Below are 16674 nucleotides of genomic sequence, written 5' to 3'. Positions count from 1 at the left end.
ACCTCAATCAAAAAATATCGGCATCAGGAACGGGATAAAGATGGCGCCAAAAATGATGGCGATGGGGATGGCGATGCCTAACAGTCCGCCCCAGTACTTGCGCTCGGATACCGGGAACGTGCCCACGAACTTGCCGGTTTGCCCGTTCATCGCATAGTTGTAGTTTTTGCCTTGGAAATCGACATTCATCAACCATAACGGCAAGAACACGTATTCAAGTTCGCCGAAAGCCGGCTGGATGGAGGTGCTGACGGTTGACACCGAGTTATAGCCGCTGATTGAGTTCCGCAGCACCGTCTCGGTGGATTCTTTCATGCGTTCCAAAGCACGGGGGTTGGCGTCTTGCGCTTCCACGTCGTATTTGTTGGTCATGAAGCCCGTCAGGTAGGCGGGAGAAAACGCGACCGATTTGGTGTAGTCAAAAGGTTCGATGGATTCCGTGAGCTTATCGGTCACTTTCGTGGTGCCCGCCACCGGCACATCCAGGAAAGCAACGTTGGCGCTGCGATACACGTCGAATTCCCGATGCTCGGTGTACTCATAATCAGAATCGGTCCAGGTGCGGATGGTTTCGCACCGGTAGTTACCTTCGCCCGCGACCGTTGCGTCATACAGCCAGTAAGGCACGTAAACGCCTTGGATGTCGTCCACGCTGACCTGCTTAAACTCATTGGGAATGAGCTTCAGCTTGCGCATTTCGGCTTTGAAAGCCGCCAAGGCTTGTTCTTTGGTCATTGCAAAAGGAATCATCCGGTCGGGGACGCGGGTGCTGGTCAGCTGTCCGGTCGCCACGAAGTTGTTGTTGCACCAGGGGCACCGGGCACTGACCATGTCGGGTGAGCCGATGATTTCCCCACCGCAGGAATTACATTGGAATTGAGCCATTTGTTGTCCGGTCGCTGCGTCCAGATAGGTGGGCGGGGGTTCCACCCAGCCGGGGTGACCCTCGGCAGGAGTGGTGGAAATCTGGGTTTCCGGGGTCGCAGCGGGGCCAGCCCCGCCGGCGGCACCGGCGGTCCCCACCTGTTGCGCGTGCGCGGCAGCGAGTTCCGCGTTGGCTTGGGAGATACCGTTGAATTGGTTAACTTCCTCGACCGTGAATGCAGCCCCGCAAAAGCCGCATTTCATCTTGCCGCTGGGCACATCAAAATTAATGGGAGCACCGCAGGACGGACATTTAAGCTGTACATCGCTCACGATTGGCTGACCTCCTTAGCTTGTATCCGCTGGGGATGAACAAAATTCGCTACCATCCTCAGACTAAAGTGCTGGTCAGGGGAATACACCACCCAAAAGGGTTAAATACCACCGACATTCCAATTAGGATTTTATGCATGGATTTTCGAGTAGGTCAGGGTTTTGACGCACATCGTTTTGCTGCCGGTGCGCCGGTGGTGGGTCGCCCACTTCGGGTGGGGACCCTGTCTTTTCCCGACCATGCGCCGCTGGAGGGGCATTCGGATGGGGACGTTGCCGCCCATGCTTTGACCGATGCCCTGCTCGCGGCAGCCGGGTTAGGCGACTTGGGCACGAACTTTGGGGTATCGCGTCCCGAGTATGCCGGAGCCAGCGGGGAAGTGTTTTTGCGTGCGGCGATGCGGATGCTGCACGAGACCGGTTGGGTGGTGGTTAACGCCAGCGTGACTGTCGTCGGTCAGGAGCCGCGTCTCGGTCCGCATTACGCAGAAGCGGAGGCGGCGTTGGGAAACATTTTGGCAGCACCTGTGTCTTTTTCGGCGACCACGACTGATCGCATGGGATTTACGGGGAATAAGGAAGGACTGGCCGCCCTGGCAATTTGTTTATTGCGTCGTGAATAAAGTTCCTTCGCAATATGCTGGACGGTCAGTCCTCACAAGTTATGAAGTTTTCGGTGAGAATATCTCTTACTTGTCGCCGGTGGCGTCGCGGTATTGGTCAATGAGTTTTTGCGGGACGCGACCGCGGTCGTTGACCGGGATTCCTTTTTCACCAGCCCAAGCGCGCACGCGACGGTTGAGTTCGCGAACTTCGTTATTTACCGCCGGGGTAGTGCCGCGGCGGCGACGACCGGAAACTTTACGTCCAGCATCAATCCAACGCTGCAGGCTGTCGCGCAGCTCCTTAGCGTGGGCTGCATTTAAATCAATTTCATAATTGACGTTATCCAAACTAAAAGCGACTGTTTCTGCCGCGTCTGAACTGTCGATATCGTCTATCAGGATGGTTTTTACTTTCTTGGCCATGATATGCCCTCCAAGCACGAGTGAATGAACAGATATATATTAGGCATTGGGGAATAAATAATTCAAATCCATGGTGGTAACAAATTCTCCAAGCACAATTGTGCTTGGACGCATAATAAACCTGAATAACCTACCCACGTTTTGCACAATGTGTCGCCAGGTAAGTCCTGGTTATCGTTCCGAGTATTTTGAGGGCATTGGTTTATCCCGAGGAAACATTTCCGAGAGTCCAAGAATCGTGTTGTCGAGTTGGCAGTGGAACTGGAGTATGCTCATCGCGCCAATATGCAGCTATTGAAATGACTTTGGTTCATTTTCATTCTCTACAGTGACAGTCGAGGTAATCAACAACTTCCACATCAGTACCCGCGAATCCTTGCAAAGTATTATCCAAAGACGGCAACCGATTCTTGTGTGGAGCCAGGGGGATAGAGAGAATCCGTGACCGGGGTGTTAGTTCCAGTGGTGGCATTCATGGTTTTAGTGTCCAGTTATGGACGTTTAGATACCGAAAAGTCATGGCTAGTGTGGTTAGCCAAACGTTAATTGAACGTTAATTGCCAATCCTCATTATCCTCTAGCTTGAGCTTTCGTTGGAATATCAACTAAAGATGTGGAGCCGCCTGAGAGAGGAGCGGCAGCGCGGAGCGTGTGTGCCGCTCGTGGTGGTGCGGAGCCGTTAAGAAACAGTCCTGTGGACTGTTTTAGGTGGAGCTCCAGACAGAAAAAAGCGACCCGAGGATAACTCGAGCCGCTGTGTAAACGGAGCCGCCTGTGGGAATCGAACCCACGACCTATTCATTACGAGTGAATCGCTCTGCCGACTGAGCTAAGGCGGCGGTGCGCAAAATGCGCGAGTTTCATTTTAGCCTGAAAAACGGGCTGTTCCAAACTGTGATAGGCAGGAGGCAGCCCGGTGACAGACCCCGCTGCCTGTCCCCTCGCGCCGTGGACGCACCTAATCCAGCTGGCAGGTGTCGCTGTTCGCAGCCTCGATTTTGCCGGAAACCAAGTAAGTGTCGGTGATGGTTTTCACGCATCCCGGTGCGTACGAGTTATATGCCGTATGGTTCCAGCCTTGCACGGTCAACAGTTTGGAGTGGTCCATCATCTGTCGGGTGTGTTGTGCCATCTTTAGTGGGGTGGCAGGATCTCCGGTGGTTCCAATCAGTAGGATGTCTTCCTCTAGCTGGGGATTGACTTCGCGTTTGGCGGTGGTTTTTGCTTTGACTGGCCAGCTTTCCGCGCCCAGCGAACCGTATGTGAAGAATTCTCCGATGGTAGGAGAGGATGCCTGAATTTTTGCCGCATCGGCTTTCCATTGCGCCATATTGCCGATTGGCTCGTAGTCCAGGGAGTTGATAACCACGAAAGCATCCGAGGAATTGTTTTTGTAGGTTCCGTCTGCATTACGTTCGTTGTAAAAATCGGCACTGTTCAGAAGGGCGGTGCCGTCTGACTCGTTTAGGGCTTGGGACAGGGCGGGCAGGAGTTGCTGCCACCATGATGCAGTGTTGTACATATTGCCAATCAGTCCGGTAAAGGCTTGCGTGACGGTCAGTTCGCGGCCTCTCTTGGCGGGCATGGGGTTGGTTTTCAGAGAATCCAGCAGGGCTTTAATTTGTGCCATTCCCGCGTCTACGTCACCGTGCAGTGGGCATTGCTTGGCGTGCTGTTTCTGGCACTCGGTCACGAATTCGCGCAGGGAGGCTTCAAATCCGCTGGCTTGCAGGGCAGAAACCTGGTTCATGTTCAAAGATGGGTCGAGCACCCCGTCCAGCACCATGCGTCCCACTCGAGATGGAAAGAGGTCTGCATAAATGGCGCCCAGGTAAGTACCGTAGGAAAATCCCAGGTAGTAGAGCCTGTCGTCGCCAACAGCGGCGCGCATAATATCCAAATCACGGGCGGTATATTCCGTGCTGGCAAATCGGGTCATTTGCGGGGAGTTTTGTAGGCACTTTTGCCCCAAGGCTTTAATTTCGGCGGCGTCGGCAGCGCGTCCGGCTTCGGTAGAGAGGTCATAGTACGTCGAGCTGTCCTCATCAAGTTCCTGGTCAGTGCGACATTTAATGGCGGGCTGTGAAGACCCGACGCCGCGGGGGTCAAATCCCAGCACGTCGTAATACTTGCGCACCGTGTCGCTAAAGAAATACGCCACATTTTCGGGTTTCATATTTTCCAGTCCCGAGCCTCCGGGGCCGCCGGGGTTCATGATGAGAGTCCCGATACGTGTTTCTTTGTTGGCGGTATTCAGGCGTTTCATCGCGATTTTGGCGTGTTCGCCCTGGGGGTTTGCATAGTCGAGGGGCACTTCCAACATGGCGCACTGGAAGTCGCCGCCGCAGTTCTTCCACTGCAGGTCTTGGGAGTAATACTCGGAAAGTTTCGGCTGGTCTATAGTTTGGGTGGGCTTGGGCAGTTTGGAGGGTTGCGCGAGGGGTTTTTCAGGGGCGCAGCCTGCCAATCCTGCTAGCGCCAGTCCCACGGCAGCCACAATCCCCAAACCTTTGGTTAGCTTGTTCATCATTTCCCTTCCGTTTTGCCTTAGCTCATTTTGCCCTATTCCGGTCCACCAGTTCCACACAAAGCGCTTCAAGGTCCAGGGCGATGTTTCCGTTTCCCATCAGGCGGCGGCGTGCTTTACGTATTGCCTCTAACCGGGATGTGGTCTGTGCCAGGGACTGCGGTCCGATGCCGACCCTCGCTACGTAAGCATCGATTAGCTCACCGGCAGGTCGCGACAGATTGATACGTGGCTGGGCGGACCCCACTTGTGCCAGCATAACGTCGCGATAAAATCCTGAAATGTCGCCCAAAACCCGGTCCCAAGTGTCGAAGCTGGCGCGCCGGGCACGCCGATGCGCATCAGTCTCGCTGAGCTTGGCTCCCCGCAGGGCTGACTTTACATCTCGGGGCAGCCGCGAGTCGGGGGTATCTGCAGCCAAACCGAAAGCCTCTAGAACTTTCGCGCGTTCTTCCCGGTCGTTCGCACCGCGCAGGGTCTCGGCTTGCTTGTCTACCAGTTTCACCAGGGCGGCGGCTGTCCACATCGCTTCGACGGTGGTGTGCATTTGCGAAATCATCCGCAGCATCCCCAGCCGTTCTTCGCGCAGTTGCGGGTCATAAGCCAGTGCCCTGGCACGTCCCACATGAGACTCGGCGGCGGCAGCAACTTCGGCAGCTAATTCGGGGCTGATGGAGGCGTCTTGCCGCACCAGCAGCTCTGCCACCGCGGCGGGGCTGGGCAGACTGAGCTGCACCAGGCGGGTGCGGGAGCGAATGGTCGAGAGCACATCGGCGGCGCTGGGAGCGCACAACACCCACACGGTACGTTCGGGTGGTTCCTCGATGGATTTCAGCAGCAGGTTGGAGCTGTATTCGCTCATGCGGTCGTAGTCCTCGATGATAATGATGTTCCACTCTCCGCGGACGGGTCGCCGGTAAGCTTGTTGGACCAGGGCTTTTACGTCATCAAATTTGATTTCGACCATTTCTGTGGTTAAGACGCTGACATCAGCGTGGGTGCCTTGGCGTACATCGCGACACGCTGGGCAGATTCCACAACCGGGATTGTCTGGGTCCTCGCATTCTAAAGCGGCGGCGAAGGCTTTGGCAGCGGTGGAACGTCCGGAGCCGGGCGGGCCGACTACCAGCCAGGAATGGGTCATGGCGGCGCGGTGGGTGCCAGAATCCATGTCCGTCCCTCCGGCTGGGGTTGCGCCATCTGGTGAGACGGCGGGGTCAGCAGGGTGGTTTTGGGAAGTGATGAGGTCCCTGGCGGCTGCAGCCGCTTGGGATAGCTGTGAGATAGCTCGGGTCTGACCGGCTACCTCTGCCCACACTCCACCGCTGGGATTGATACTCATACTTACCGCAACTTTCCGGCTCACCAGGACTTTATGACCGGTAGCAGCTGCGCTAAGCGCAGCCGCACCTGGGTAGCGATTTCTGCAACGGGCAGGCTGGCATCGACGACCAGCCAAGTGTCCTGACCCTCGCTCATGCGCAAGAAATCTTCGCGGACGCGCTTTTGGAATTCGATTCCGGCGCGTTCCATCCGATCCGGACCGCCCAGGGATGCATCGGCAGCTTGGCGCTCCGCTGCCACCTCGGGGTCTAGGTCCAGCAGTACCGTCAGGTTTGGCACCAATCCTCCCGTCGCCCACAGGGATAAATCGCGAATTTCCCTGGCGCCGAGCTCCCGTCCGTGCCCCTGATAGGCAATCGATGAAGCCAGATAGCGATCGGTAATCACGACTTTGCCATCATTGATAGCGGGGATGATGAGCTTGTGCACGTGCTGCGCCCGGTCGGCAGCAAACAGCAGCGCTTCGGCACGAGGGGACACGTCTCCCGCGTCCAGCAGCAGTTGACGCAACGCCACCCCCAGGTCGGTGCCACCGGGCTCACGTGTCTCGACGACGTCCCAACCCTGTTCCCGCACCCACGACGCAGCTCGCGTAATTTGGGTGGTCTTGCCCACTCCGTCGCAGCCCTCAAACGCCACAAACAGACCCTGGGCAGGGCGAATCTCTGCCACGCGACCAAAATCAACGTTGGTTTGGGGGCGAAATTCGCCCATTCCGAGCGCTTCTGTAAACGACATACCCACATCCTAGCAGCCGACCCGAAGGCAAAAATTGGCTCCTTATTAGGGACAAATCTAAAAAGCTATTAAACTGAAATTGTGAAGGTTTTACTTTTGGGAAGTGGCGGGCGTGAACATGCCCTGGCCAGGGCTATTGCGAAATCAGAGCTGTTGGAGAAACTGTGGATTGCGCCCGGTAATCCCGGCACTGCCACTGTCGGTGAAAACGTGCCCTGTGTGGCTGATGACCCCGCACAGGTGCTGGAACTGGCGCAGTCGCTACGTCCCGACCTGGTGGTCATTGGTCCGGAAGCCCCGCTGGTTAAAGGCGTCGCTGATGTCCTGCGCCAGGAGGGCTTCAAAGTATTTGGTCCCGGACGTTTGGCAGCACGACTGGAGGGCTCGAAAGCCTTTGCGAAAACAATCATGCAGCAGGCTCGGGTCGCTACGGCTGCTTCGGTAGCCTGTCGGACGCTGGAAGAAGCGCGGGGTGCCCTGCAACGTTTCGGCTCTCCTTATGTAGTCAAGCAAGATGGTTTGGCTGCCGGTAAAGGCGTGGTGGTGACGTCTGACTTTTATGTCGCGCTGACACATGCTGCCGCCTGTATTGAAGCGGTGGCGAACCCTCACGAGCCGGCGGTTGTTATCGAAGAATTTCTGGAGGGACCCGAGGCTTCGGTGTTCTGTATTTGTGATGGTCGCGACGCAGTTGCTTTGCCCATTGCTCAAGACTACAAACGCGCTTATGACCATAATGAGGGTCCCAATACGGGTGGCATGGGGGCTTATTCACCGCTGCCGTGGGCTCCGCAGGATTTGGCGCAACGGGTTGCCCAAGAGATTGCCCTCCCGGTGTGTCGCGTGATGGCAGACCAGGGCTGTGAGTTTATTGGGTTGCTCTATGTCGGGTTGGCTTTGACCTCGCGCGGTCCGCGAGTGGTTGAGTTCAATGTTCGCTTTGGGGATCCGGAAACTCAGTCAGTGCTGGAACGTCTGGATACCGATTTGCTGGCACTGTTGGCAGCGGCGGCAGACGGTAACTTGGCGGCGGCTGAACAGCTCCAGGTTAATGACGAAGCTGTGGTGAATGTGGTGCTGGCTGCCTCCGGGTATCCGCAGGCACCCGTGAAAGGCGGTGTCATCACCGGTCTAGAGGCCGCGAGCCAGGTGCCGGGAGTGCACATCATTCACGCGGGAACGAAAGTCAGTGATTCTGGTCAGCTGATTGCTAACGGGGGTCGAGTGCTGTCAGTAGTTGCGCGGGGGAGCGATTTGAGTGAAGCCCGACAGCGTGCCTATCAGGCAATGGATAGCATCACCCTGGAGGGCTCACACTTCCGTACCGACATCGCCCAGTTCTAAAAATCGTGATAGCGCCACGGCTTGCGTCGGGGCGCTATCGATTTATCGTGGTACGGAAATCTTAGGCTTCCTTGGGATCCCCGATGGGAGCCTGGAGGGGCCAGTCTTGATCCTCGAGGACGACCTGTATCGCACTCATGTTTTCTGGATTAATCACCAGGGGTGCCAGCAGGTTTGCCGTGTGGGGATACGAACCGGATGCCGGGTGGACGATGACCAGAATAAAGGGTTCCTCGCCCTCTTTCATCTCGATGCGTTCCCGCGCGGAGGAGGGAATCAGGGGAGTGTAACCGTCAAAGAACGCCACTGGGGGAACCGCGAACAGGCGCACATTAGGGTCAATTATGGACTTCAAAGTCCACAAGACTCCAGTTTCATCAACCGCAGAGAGACTGAAATCCAGGTGCGTCTCCAGACCTGGCATGGGACGTACCATGCGGATTTTGAGGGTCGGAAAATCCTCGCCATCGCCGGCGTTTTCAGTGTTTTCGGTAACTTCGTCGTTGGTGCTCATCGTAAGTAGTCTAACAAAGTTGGTTGCACGACACGCTGAGTTGAACCCAGGGATGATTGATAAGCCATGGAAGCCAAGGACATGTCAATCGTGGCGCTGAGGATGTCAATGTCTTCTACGGATGAAATCTGACCTTTGACCTGTTCCAGGTCAAAAATCACATTTTCTTGGGCTTCCAAAACCTGCTTGTGCCGGGCGCCGACTGCGGATTGAGCCTCCTGTAGTTTTGCGAACCGTTCGGTCAGTTCCTTTTGGATAGACTCAATCTTTGAGCGATTGTCACCCACCGGACCGGTCGGAGATTCCAAGATTTTGGCAGCCTCAACCAAGAGGTTCATGACTGACGGGTTGTTATCCGTATCCAGCTTGGTTTTGTCGTTATCGTCCCACTTAATAGTGCCGGTGCCAAAGAGCTTGTTACCGTCTAGGTTGGCTTGCACGGTCGTGTCCGCGTCGATGCGGCGATCGACAGTCTTGGCGGTGATTTCGTCTTTTTCGGCGGCGAGGAAAATTGTGTCGTGCCCGTCAGAGCCAGTTTTGAACACCAGACCTTTGTCAGAGTTCCCGGCAAAAACGGTGCGACCCAGGTAGGTCGCGTTAGCTTGCGACATGATGGATTCGGCTACCTTGCGCAACTGAGCTGCTAGCGCGCCTTGGGATTGACTTCCCAAAGCTCCGTCAATGGAGTTAATCAGCAAAGTGCGGGCTTCCGTGTACCGTTCCGCGACGGATTGCATAGCAGCATCCGAAGTCGCCAGCCAGGAGTTCGCGTCACTGATGTTGCGCTTGTACTGTTCGGTCGCTGCCAGCTCCTTGCGTAGGCGCATGGAAGAGACGGAAGACGCCGGATCGTCGGAGGCAAAAGACATGCGTTTACCGGAGGACAGTTTCTTGTTGGCATCAGCCAGCCGGTTAAAGTTGCGTTGAATCGTGGACAGCGTAGTGCCAGCCATCATAGAGGTTGTCATGCGGGTAATCATGTCTGTCACCTACCTATGTTGATGAGGGCCTCAAGCATCGAGTTTACGGTACTCATGATGCGTGCTGCGCCCGCGTAGGCGTGCTGACCCTGTATCAGGTTAATTACTTCTTCATTCATATCAACGGAGCTCTGCGACTTTTGCTGCTGTTCAGCAATCTGGCGCGTTTGCTCTGCCAGAGTGTGCTTGTCATCGGCACCCTTGGCGTGCACCCCGATGTCCACCACTGACTTGGACCATTCGTTCATAGCCGAGGTCGGCGCGTCTTGACGGTTGCCCAAAGCCAGGGAAACTGAGCCGTCATAGACCCCGTTGACGTACTGACCGGCGGCAATCATCTGGGGGTCTTTGACGGCGACGGACAGACGCATGGCGGCGGGCAGTTTATTATCGGTAGCGGCGAACTTAAAGAAGTCTCCGCCGTCTTCTTTCACGTTTTCGTACACAATGCCGGAGCCTTGATGGTCTTTTTCCAATTTGGCGACTCTCTGTTTAACAGCCGTATCGTAGGCTTCCTCAGTTTTATAGTCGATACGCTTTAGAGTCTCTCCAGTTAGCTCTTGCATGCGGTCTCGGTCATTTACGGGTTTGGTCAAGTCTACTTTGTAGAACTTGGTTTCCTTGGTTACCAGGGTCTTGGTGTTGTTGTTTCCTGTGGAACCGTCGGGGAGCTTTTGACCCACGTTGTTGGCGTGAATCCCGTTAATTTCATCAGCCAGGTTGGTCGCCAAGTCATTGTAGAGCTTGCCGGTTTCTGCCCAAGCTCCGCCGCTGCCAATCGTGCCCGAGACTCCGGGGAACTGAGCCGGTTTCAGGTTTTGCATTAACCCGCCGATGGTGCCATCTTCGATGGCGACCACGTGACCCCCCAGTTCCCAGCGTAACCGTGCTGGACCCTCGTCCTTCATGAAAGTGAATTCGGTAAAGCCCTGCTCGGTCTTTTCTACTTTGGCTTCTTTCAGCTTCTTCGTGCCCTTCTGGACACCTTCCATGTCGTAAAACGCCACGTACTTGGTGCCGACTTCGGAATCGCCGGAGTCTAACTTCTTCTTACTGCCGTCGGGCTTCAAAATCTCGTCGCCGACTTCGTAACGCTGCACGTGCGCTTGATACTTCTGAATTTTTTGACCGTGGTAGTCGAACGTATCGTTCCAATTAGTGGGAAATTTGGCTTTCAGGGCATCAACCGCAGCCTTGTACTTGTCCCGCGGGGCCGCATCAATACCCGCCATATCGCGGGCGCCTTCCACCTCAAAGTGGTTCACGTAGTCCTTGCCGACCAGGGAGTTCCCGCCGAGCATGACTTCCACGGTGCCGTCCTCGTAGGCTTGACCAATCATACTGGGGTGAGGAGCGTTTTCTTTTGTGTACACCGAGTAACCCTGCCGCACGGTCGCGCCGGTCAGCTTCGAAATGTGCATAATCAGCTGATCGCGCTCGTCTTTCAAGTGGTTCACCGCACCGCTAGCGTTACCACCAGATACCGTAGTCTTGCGGATGCGATCGTTTAGCTTTTGGACAGAATCCATCGTGGTGTTCAAGTCTGCCACTAATGCGTCGAGCTGTTCGCGCCCGTTTTTCCACAAGTCGTTAATGTGCGTGTATCCGGTCTTAATATTGGTGACCAGGGCTTCCGCGGCACCCAGAGTGCTGGCGCGCGCTCCGCGGTTATCGGAGTTGTTATTGACGTCTCCCCAGGACTTAAAGAAGGTGCGCATGGAATCGGATACCGACATGCGTCCCAGTTCGTCCATCGAGGACTCGATGCCTTTCCATGCCTCGCTGGTTTCTTTGGTGCCGGCAGCGCGACCGGTTTCTAAACGCAGTTTTGCGTCCAAGAAAAAATCGTCCAGTCGGCGGATACGAGTAATCTCTACGCCACCGCCTTGCGGTACGGAACCAGCAAAGACTGACGGTTCCGAACCGATACCCAGAGCGCGTTGCTCGACGCGCTGGCGCGTGTATCCGGGAGTGTTCATATTGTTGATGTTTTGCCCGGAAACCTCAATGAGACGTTGGGCTGCGTAAAGACCGGTCAATCCGGCGTTCAGCGAAGAAAACGTTGAACCCATCGGAATGTCCTTTCTTGAGCCGAGTGCTTACTAAATCTTGGTGACGCTTCTCGCGTCCGCGTTTAAGCCCATCGGCGTGAAAGGCTCGGATATGAGAATTTTTCCAAAACCCCCGCGCGCTTGTTCTTACATTGAGGTGTCGAGGATGGTGGATTCGCCAGTTCCCGAAACGTGGATTCCGCCGTCTTCACCGTAGACTTCTTCGGTGTCCTGCATACTCATCAGGGTTTCTTGGGTGGCGCGCTGCAGGGAGGACAAGACTTCCTGATTTGCCTGGGACATATCGGCAATTTCAGAAGTCAGGGAGATGAGGGCTTCGCGGTGTTGGTTCAGCAGGGTCTGCCACGGTTCTTCGGATGCCGCGGCGATTTCTTTCAGGGAGGCGTCGGGGGGCAGTCCCAAGTCGACTGCCACGGCTTCGGATTCCATGGAACGTTCCAGTTCTATCGTCTGGGCTTGCGCAATGACAGCTTCCAGCTCACGCGTGGCGCGAGGCAACCATCGGGACGAGGCGGTGGCAGTGATTAAACGCTCTTCTTCCAGCTTGAACAGCATGACCTCCAGAGTTTCACGTTGTTTCCACAGTTGACGTGATAATGCGTCTAATGACATGGCACTCTCCTCCTCGGTCCCGCCCATCGTCAGTGTTGGACAGCTCTTTAGCTAAACTTACCGGCAAAATTGCCAATCGCTCAAACCTGCCGATTACTCATTAATCTATCGCTAATTAAATGGTTTAAAAAGGTAAACTAATTTGGACTGCACCTGCGATTTTTTCTGAGGAGAGACACGGTGGAGGATTCACTCGGCGAAGTGAACCGCAATGAACTAATTGAAAATAACCTCCCCTTGGTTGGTTACCAAGTCGCGGAGTTATTACGCCGTGTGCCGTCTTTTGTGCAGCGTGAGGACCTCGCTTCGGCGGGTTCTTTGGCTCTGGTGCAAGCCGCTAATTCTTACGATTCCGCGACCGGGGTACCCTTTCATCGCTACGCAATCTACCGTATCCGCGGAGCCATGCTGGATGAACTGCGTTCTATGGACTGGGCGACGCGCGGGGCGCGCCAACGCACCAAGCAACTGGAGGAAATGACCTCTACCCTCACTGCTGCGGCGGGACGTGCCCCCACGAAAGAGGAACTCGCTTCAGCTCTGGGGGTGGACGTGGAGTCGGTCGAGTCTGCCCAGCAAGACGCGGCTCGTCGTGTTGTCTCTATGGATGCGCCTGTTGGTAGTGAAGACGAGCGCTCCCTGGAGTTGCCTGACGAAAGCCCCTCCCCGGAGGACACCCTGCTGGATGACGAACGCTTGGTGTACTTACACGCGTCGGTTCGAGCGCTCCCGCAGCGCCTGCGTTACGTGGTGGAACAGGTCTTTTTTGAGGAGCGTCCCATTCAGGACGTGGCAGATGAGTTAGGCGTGACCCAATCTCGCGTGTCGCAGCTTCGTTCGGAAGCTCTCACCCTGATGCGTGAGGGGATGAACCGCCACCTCGATCCGGAAACAGCTGCGGAAGAAAATGAGGAAGTCACCGGCATCGTTAAGAAACGTCGCGAGAGCTACTTCCAAAAGATTGAAGATCACGCCGATGAGATGTTGCGACGAGACGCAGATCCGGACCTGGAGATAGAGGACACGCTGATTCCACCTCCCAGTTCCTCGTCAGCACGGGGTCGCCCGCGGGATGCTTCCGGGGTTCCCCGCCCCCGTTCGTCGTCTCTGCGTGATTCTCTGTCACAAGTTTCGTCCGGGCAATCGGCGGGTTCGTCTCGCCGTGAGGACGGGGAGGGAAAGCCCGTTACCGCGGACCTGCAGGGCACTTCCACCGAGAGCTTCCTGGCTGGTCACGCCCGGGGCACGGCGCAAGCAAAAGCCCGCATCGAAGCGGAGCAAGAGGCTAAACGCGCCGCCGCAGAATCGCAGAAACCTAAAAGTAAAGACAAAGCCCGCTCTCCTGGCGTCAAAACAGCTGTCGAACCACCGGCAGAGGAAGAAAAACCCCCAACCCCACCGACCACCTCCTACCTGGGAGGATTATCCATTCGGCAACAAAATATGCGGGCTGCGGCGCGTCAGAACCGCAGAAAAAAATAATTTCTCCTTAAATTTCGCTCCTAATCACCGATGATTAAGCGTGAGGTAGTGTCAGTGGGATGCCGGTAGGCATCCTGAGCCTCGGCGTTATCTCAGGATGGGATGACACCCTTATTCCATGGAAGGAGCACATCATGGGAATTTCAATCCCCGGACTGGGTGGGTTCAATACTCAGGGCATTGTCAAGCAATTGATGATGCTGGAACAGGTTCCGCTGCGGAAACTTGAGTCAAAACAAAATGAGTACAAGTCTCAAGTTCAATCCCTGCAGACTATGAACACTAAGTTTTCTAATATCAAGCGGGCAGCTTGGGACGTCTACGGGCGTGCTAGCAAAGAAAGCGTCCGTTTTGATACTGCCGAGATTTGGGAAGCTGCTAAGGCGACATCATCCGATCCGATGGTAGGAGTGACCACTACTCCTGGAGCCCAGGTTGGCTCGGTCGAATTCGATGTCTTGCAGGTCGCGAAGTCGAAGCAGGCGACTTTGGATTTGGGCGGTGTCAAGAATCTCTATGACGCCGCAAAGGCGAAAGGTGAGCCGCCCAAGATTTCCATCATGATTGGAGACAAAATCACCACGATTTCTCCGTCTTCAGCCACCGCTCCGGCGTTTGCGCGGGCGATTAATGCGGCTTCCGATTCGGGAATCAGCGCCACGTCGGTGCGTGTCGGTGATAATCCCGACGGGACGGGCAAATACGTGCTCCAGATTACCGGGAAAGAGACCGGTGCCGACAAGGGCGACTTTAAGATTTTCGCCGGTGACATTACGCAGGGTCTGGGACTGAATGCCAAGACGTCCAAGACGGACGCTGCCACTAACTCGGCTCATTATGTTTACGAGGATGCCGCCGCTTTGGCTGCCGCCGTGAGGAATACCGGCGTTCAGGAACAGGCTTTGAACATCATCCATCAATCTTCGGATGCCAAGATTCGTCTGCTCGGTCAAGAACGCACTTACGGCTCGAACGAGATTCAGATTATGGACCACGTCAAAATTGACTTGTCCAATGTGGTGCAAAAGACCAACCCCAACGGTACTCCGCTCTATACCGATGCCCTGTTAAAAGGCGTCAAGGTTAATGCTACGCGGGACTTCGATGTGGCTGCGGGCAAGATGGAAAAGATGATGGGTGCTTTGACGGATGCCCTGAATACTTTGAACCGGGGGATGCAAAGCGTCACCAAAGAAGGCATTGATCCGACCACTAATAAGCGTTTCACCTATACCGCTGCCGGTCCTTTGGGTAACTCGGAGGGACGCGAACTCAAGAACAAGATTATGGGGCTAGTCTCCAGCGGGATTACCGTCACGGATGCTGAGGGCAAGTCACAAACATATTCTCTGTCCACGTTTGGGGTTAGCTTCACGGGTGGTGTCGAGAAAGGCGCCGACGGTCAGGTCCACGGCTCGCAAGTGAACTTGAAGTTCGACGCGGAGAAGTTTAAAAAGGCCATGGAAAGCAATCCCGAGAAAGTCCAGCAGGTCATGGTGGAATTCGCCAAGAAAGTCGGGGACGTCGCATCCAAGGTTTCGGATTTCACCGAAGGGTCGTTGACCAGGTCCATCGAGTCGCGGCAAAAGACCGTTTCGTACTATCGTGATCGCATCAGCGAATACGGCGATCGTCTGGATCGTAAAGAGGCACAGCTGTACAAACAGTATTCCTCTTTGGAAACGATGCTGGCGCGCATGCAGCAGCAGCAGACTTGGCTGGCTGGGCAGTTGTCTCAGCTGGGAGGCCAGTAAAACTGCATAATCTGACATTCTTCGGCTGGGTTTCTGACATTGTTAACCCAGCCGAAGTATGGTTAAGGGTAGGTTTTTGATCTAGTGGAGGATAGTATGCAGACCGCCATTAATAGGTTCCAGCAGGACTCTATTGTCACCGCTTCACCAGCCAGGTTGCTGACGATGCTCTATGACCGGCTGCTGCTTGATATCGGGCGGGCTGAAAAAGCCCTGCGCGGTCAGAACCGGGTTGAAGCACATAAAAATCTGACTCATGCGCAAGACATCATCGCCGAGTTGATGTCGTCCTTGCGGATGGACGTGTGGGACGGCGCAGAAGGGCTAATGGCCCTGTACGTGTATGCCATGAAAGAGTTGGTTAACGCCAACGTGCAGAGCGATGCTGATAAAGCCCAAGAGATTCGGGAGCTATTTGAACCTCTGGCGGATGCGTGGAAACAGGCAGCAGCACAGCTGGAGGCGGAGGAAGCAAAGTCTACGGGGATTGCTAAGAACGGTGAGGTCAAGCGTAATTCACGAGGTGATTTGGGTGTCGGCTAATCGCGTTAACTCTCCGGGGTGGGAGGGCGAGCTGGATCGGCTCGAAGCGCAGATTGTGGAGGATCGGAAGCTGTTAAAATCTGGTCAGATTCCTCCCGAAGATTCGGGTTGGCAGCCTCCGCAGCTCGGACCGTTGCCTCCGGACTTGGCTCCGCGGGCGCGTCGGGTGCAGAAAGACTTGTCCGATTTGGGGAAGAAAGTCCGGTTTGCCATGAAAAAGAATCAGGAGGAGCTGCGTCGCGCCGGGGAAGAACGCGATAAATTGCGTAAGATTCCTCCGGAAAATAAATCTGACCCCACTCCGCGGTACGTAGATTTCGAGGGGTAGGCTGACACCACGGTTAAATCGAGACGGACTCTTTGCATTCACGGGGAACTTTCAGGAAAGCGTCTTTTCCTGAAAGTTCCCTGAGTATTTAGGCAAAGCGGCGGGAAAAGCGCTGGGTAATTGCATACAAATCAGATAATGTGACAAACATCACACGAGGGACGTAAGTCCTATATAAGTTCAACCTGTGAACGTAAGTGAATTTATTTTT

15 protein-coding genes and 1 tRNA gene are annotated in these 16674 nt (G+C 55.3%); 6 read left to right on the top strand and 10 right to left on the bottom strand.

Annotated elements, in window-relative coordinates; all coding sequences use genetic code 11:
* Positions 1-3: 3 nt before the first annotated feature.
* The gene (locus HMPREF0576_RS07105) at positions 4-1197 is read right to left on the bottom strand and encodes a TFIIB-type zinc ribbon-containing protein (protein ID WP_004011296.1); all 1194 of its coding nucleotides are present in this window, start codon (positions 1195-1197) and stop codon (positions 4-6) included.
* Positions 1198-1232: 35 nt separating this feature from the next.
* Between HMPREF0576_RS07105 and ispF the strand changes: the two genes are divergently transcribed.
* Complete coding sequence (gene ispF / locus HMPREF0576_RS07100; protein ID WP_004007648.1) at positions 1233-1820, top strand: 2-C-methyl-D-erythritol 2,4-cyclodiphosphate synthase; 588 nt, start codon at positions 1233-1235, stop codon at positions 1818-1820.
* 66 nt (positions 1821-1886) lie between these two features.
* On the opposite strand, the gene HMPREF0576_RS07095 is transcribed toward ispF, so the two are convergent.
* From HMPREF0576_RS07095 to tmk, 5 genes are all read right to left on the bottom strand, one after another.
* Positions 1887-2225 (bottom strand): histone-like nucleoid-structuring protein Lsr2, encoded by a 339-nt coding sequence (locus HMPREF0576_RS07095; RefSeq protein WP_004007647.1) that lies wholly within the window; start codon positions 2223-2225, stop codon positions 1887-1889.
* A 766-nt stretch (positions 2226-2991) separates the two neighbouring features.
* Positions 2992-3064 (bottom strand) — tRNA-Thr (locus tag HMPREF0576_RS07090).
* A gap of 119 nt (positions 3065-3183) precedes the next feature.
* Positions 3184-4755, bottom strand: a complete 1572-nt coding sequence (locus HMPREF0576_RS07085; RefSeq protein WP_004011295.1) for an alpha/beta hydrolase — start codon at positions 4753-4755, stop codon at positions 3184-3186.
* A gap of 22 nt (positions 4756-4777) precedes the next feature.
* Positions 4778-6094 carry a DNA polymerase III subunit delta' gene (locus tag HMPREF0576_RS07080; protein WP_004011294.1) on the bottom strand — a complete coding sequence of 439 codons (1317 nt, stop codon included), beginning with the start codon at positions 6092-6094 and terminating at the stop codon, positions 4778-4780.
* Positions 6095-6114: 20 nt separating this feature from the next.
* Positions 6115-6834 carry a dTMP kinase gene (gene tmk / locus HMPREF0576_RS07075; protein ID WP_004007590.1) on the bottom strand — a complete coding sequence of 240 codons (720 nt, stop codon included), beginning with the start codon at positions 6832-6834 and terminating at the stop codon, positions 6115-6117.
* A gap of 81 nt (positions 6835-6915) precedes the next feature.
* Between tmk and purD the strand changes: the two genes are divergently transcribed.
* Positions 6916-8178 (top strand): phosphoribosylamine--glycine ligase, encoded by a 1263-nt coding sequence (gene purD, locus HMPREF0576_RS07070; RefSeq protein ID WP_004011293.1) that lies wholly within the window; start codon positions 6916-6918, stop codon positions 8176-8178.
* A gap of 61 nt (positions 8179-8239) precedes the next feature.
* Here purD and fliW read toward each other — a convergent pair whose 3' ends face one another.
* The 4 genes from fliW to HMPREF0576_RS07050 all read right to left on the bottom strand — a co-directional run bounded on the left by fliW (position 8240) and on the right by HMPREF0576_RS07050 (position 12356).
* Complete coding sequence (gene fliW, locus HMPREF0576_RS07065; RefSeq protein WP_004007588.1) at positions 8240-8692, bottom strand: flagellar assembly protein FliW; 453 nt, start codon at positions 8690-8692, stop codon at positions 8240-8242.
* Positions 8689-9672: a flagellin N-terminal helical domain-containing protein gene (locus HMPREF0576_RS07060; RefSeq protein WP_004011292.1), complete on the bottom strand. Its 984-nt coding sequence runs from the start codon at positions 9670-9672 to the stop codon at positions 8689-8691. The genes fliW and HMPREF0576_RS07060 overlap by 4 nt, the downstream gene beginning before the upstream one ends.
* Before the next feature lie 5 nt (positions 9673-9677).
* Positions 9678-11744, bottom strand: a complete 2067-nt coding sequence (locus HMPREF0576_RS07055) for a flagellar hook-associated protein FlgK (RefSeq protein ID WP_004011291.1) — start codon at positions 11742-11744, stop codon at positions 9678-9680.
* A gap of 126 nt (positions 11745-11870) precedes the next feature.
* Positions 11871-12356, bottom strand: coding sequence for a flagellar protein FlgN (locus HMPREF0576_RS07050; RefSeq protein WP_036324346.1), 486 nt, complete (start codon positions 12354-12356; stop codon positions 11871-11873).
* A 180-nt stretch (positions 12357-12536) separates the two neighbouring features.
* On the opposite strand from HMPREF0576_RS07050, the gene HMPREF0576_RS07045 reads away from it, so the two are divergent.
* The 4 genes from HMPREF0576_RS07045 (at position 12537) to HMPREF0576_RS07030 (ending at position 16463) form a co-directional block, all read left to right on the top strand.
* The gene (locus tag HMPREF0576_RS07045) at positions 12537-13838 is read left to right on the top strand and encodes a sigma-70 family RNA polymerase sigma factor (protein WP_004007584.1); all 1302 of its coding nucleotides are present in this window, start codon (positions 12537-12539) and stop codon (positions 13836-13838) included.
* Between the two features lie 134 nt (positions 13839-13972).
* On the top strand, positions 13973-15592 hold the full coding sequence (gene fliD / locus HMPREF0576_RS07040) for a flagellar filament capping protein FliD (protein WP_245527369.1): 1620 nt from the start codon (positions 13973-13975) through the stop codon (positions 15590-15592).
* 96 nt (positions 15593-15688) lie between these two features.
* On the top strand, positions 15689-16135 hold the full coding sequence (fliS, locus tag HMPREF0576_RS07035; protein WP_004007582.1) for a flagellar export chaperone FliS: 447 nt from the start codon (positions 15689-15691) through the stop codon (positions 16133-16135).
* On the top strand, positions 16125-16463 hold the full coding sequence (locus HMPREF0576_RS07030; protein WP_004011288.1) for a hypothetical protein: 339 nt from the start codon (positions 16125-16127) through the stop codon (positions 16461-16463). The genes fliS and HMPREF0576_RS07030 overlap by 11 nt, the downstream gene beginning before the upstream one ends.
* The last annotated feature ends 211 nt before the right edge of the window (positions 16464-16674 follow it).

It is taken from the genome of Mobiluncus holmesii ATCC 35242, assembly GCF_000185445.1.
In the GTDB taxonomy this organism is placed as follows: domain Bacteria; phylum Actinomycetota; class Actinomycetes; order Actinomycetales; family Actinomycetaceae; genus Mobiluncus; species Mobiluncus curtisii.
The sequence above is the reverse complement of the archived record's forward strand: the minus strand, read 5'-3'. Positions and strand labels throughout refer to the sequence as shown.